The 2594-nt window shown below is 68.2% G+C and carries 2 protein-coding genes; both read left to right on the forward strand.

Going from position 1 to position 2594, the window contains the following annotated elements; translation table 11 throughout:
- The first annotated feature begins 231 nt into the window (after window positions 1–231).
- A complete protein-coding gene (gene dph2 / locus BN903_RS08970; protein ID WP_006628691.1) occupies window positions 232–1275 on the forward strand; it encodes a diphthamide biosynthesis enzyme Dph2 in 1044 nt (347 codons plus the stop codon).
- 81 nt (window positions 1276–1356) lie between these two features.
- Window positions 1357–2508: a cobalamin-independent methionine synthase II family protein gene (locus BN903_RS08975; protein ID WP_048077410.1), complete on the forward strand. Its 1152-nt coding sequence runs from the start codon at window positions 1357–1359 to the stop codon at window positions 2506–2508.
- Window positions 2509–2594: the final 86 nt, after the last annotated feature.

Consider the following 2594-nt stretch of genomic DNA (forward strand, 5'->3'; position numbering starts at 1 on the left):
GCACGGACCGCGTTCGCCTCGACGTCGAGCGGGACTCCGGTCGCGGTCGCGGACGACGCGCCGCTCCCCGGCTGCGGGCGTGGATCGCCCGACTGCTCACCGACGACAGCCTCTGACAGGCCCGACGCGTCCGGGCGACCGCGCCGAACGGACCCGACGATCACGAACGTCGGGGACGAAACTCGGGGTCGAACGCGCCGTTTAACCGTCCTGCCGCACAATTCGGTCGACATGAGCGGCTCCACGGAGGGCGACCTGACGAAGACGGGGATGGCCCTGAAACACGACCGCGAGTGGGACTACGAACTCGACCGGATCTTAGAGGCCATCGAAGAACGGGACGCCACGAAGGTCGGGCTCCAGTTCCCCGAGGGACTCAAGCGCCGCGGGCCGAAGGTCGCCGACGACCTCCGCGAGGTCGCGCCCGACGACGTGACGTTCATGCTCTCCGGGCAGCCCTGCTACGGTGCCTGCGACCTCGACACGTACCTGATGCGGCGGACGGACGTGTTCGTCCACTTCGGCCACACGCCGATGAAGGAGTCAGACAGCATCGTCTACGTCCCGCTGTTCTCGAACGTCGACCCCTTCCCGATCATGGAGGACGCGCTGGCGGAGGAGCTGTCGCCGCCGGAGGAGGACGCCGACGTGGGCCTCGTCACGACGGCCCAGCACATGAACCGGTTCGAGGAGATGACCGACTGGCTCGAAGAGCGCGGCTACGAAGTCCATACCCGCCGAGGCGACGACCGCCTCACCAAGGAGGGACAGGTGCTCGGCTGTAACTACGCCTCCGCGGACATCGACGCCGACCAAGTGCTGTACGTCGGCGGCGGGAAGTTCCACCCGGTCGGACTTGCGATGGAACACCCCGACAAGCGGGTCGTCATCGCCGACCCGGTCAACAACGCGGTATCGGTCGCGGAACACGACCAGTTCCTCAAGCAGCGCTACGCCGCGGTCCACAAGGCGATGGACGCCGAGAAGTGGGGCGTCATCTTCTGTACGAAGATCGGGCAGGGCCGGTGGGAGAAGGCCCAAGAGATCGTCGACAACAACGAGAACGCCTACCTGATCACGATGGACGAGGTGACGCCGGACCGCCTGCGGAACTTCGACATGGACGCGTTCGTCAACACCGGCTGCCCGCGGATCACCACCGACGACGGCCCGCGCTTCCACAAGCCCATGCTGACGCCGGGCGAGTACGAGGCCGCGATCGGCGAGAAGCCGCTCGACTCGATCGAGTTCGACACGTTCCACGATACCTGGTAACGCCTTCGGCGTTCCCTTCGTCATCGGCCGCTTCTGCCAGATCCTCGGCGTTTTAGTTCTCCCGACGAGACGTGTGTCATAATGGCGAACGACGCACACATCGGGACGACGCACATCGGAAGCCTGCCGCGACCGCCGGCGCTGCTCGACCTGCTCACGAAGCGGCAGGACGGGGAGGACGTGGACGGCGACGAGTGGGACGCGACCGTCGCGGAGGCGACTCGCGACGTCGTCGACCGACAGGTCGAGACCGGGCTGGACTCGATCAACAACGGCGAGCAGTCCCGCGTCTCGTTCAACTGGTACGTCGCCGACCGGCTCAGCGGCATCGGCGGCACGCAGGAGACGGAGCTGTGGGCGGATCTCCAGGAGTTCCCCTCATATGCCGAGGAGACGTTCAAGACCGACGTGATCGACCTCTCCGAACACCCGGTCGTCGACGGGCCGATCGAGTACACCGGCCGCGAGGAGGCCGAGGCGGAGGTCGACGGACTCCTCGACGCGCTGGAGGCCGCCGACCGCGACGCCGACGACGCGTTCATGACCGCGGCGTCGCCGAGCGTCGTCACCGCGACGCACGTCGACGAGCACTACGGCGACTACGAGGAGTACCTCTTCGCGGTGGCGGAGGCGATGAAGACCGAGTACGAACTCGTCGCGGACGCCGGACTCACCCTCCAGATCGACGCCCCCGAACTGCTCACCGTCGGCCACACCGCGGCGTACGCCGACGAGCCGCTGGAGGCGGCGAAGGACGCGACGCGGCTCCACGTCGAGGCGCTCAACGAGGCGCTCGCGAACGTCCCCGCCGAGCAGGTTCGGCTCCACACCTGCTGGGGGAGCTACGAGGGGCCCCACCACCTCGACACCGACCTCGCCGAGATGCTGCCGCTGATCTACGAGGCCGACATCACCGGGCTCAGCGTCGAGCAGGCGAACCCGCGCCACCAACACGAGTACCGCGCCTTCGGCGAACACCCCGTCCCGGACGGCTGGACGCTGATCCCAGGCGTCGTCGACGTGAAGACGAACATCATCGACCACCCGGAGACGATCGCCGACCGCTTGGAGCGCGTCGCCGACGCGGTCGACGACGGGATCCCCCTCGTCGCCGCGCCCGACTGCGGGTTCGGCACGCAGGCGGGGCTCGGCATGGTCGACCCCGAGATCGCGTGGGCGAAGCTCGACGCGCTCGTCGGGGGTGCCGAGATCGCGAACGAACGGCTCGCCTGACGGGTCCGCGAACAGGGCTACCGGTCGGCTTCGACCGCCTCCTCGACGTACTCTACCGCCGCCGCGGGCGAGTCGACGGCCGCGAC

Source organism: Halorubrum sp. AJ67 (genome assembly GCF_000513435.1).

Coding starts and splice junctions, on each gene's coding strand:
- dph2 (WP_006628691.1), top strand. CDS start 232: ATGAGCGGCTCCACGGAGGGCGACCTGACGAAGACGGGGATGGCCCTG.
- BN903_RS08975 (WP_048077410.1), top strand. CDS start 1,357: ATGGCGAACGACGCACACATCGGGACGACGCACATCGGAAGCCTGCCG.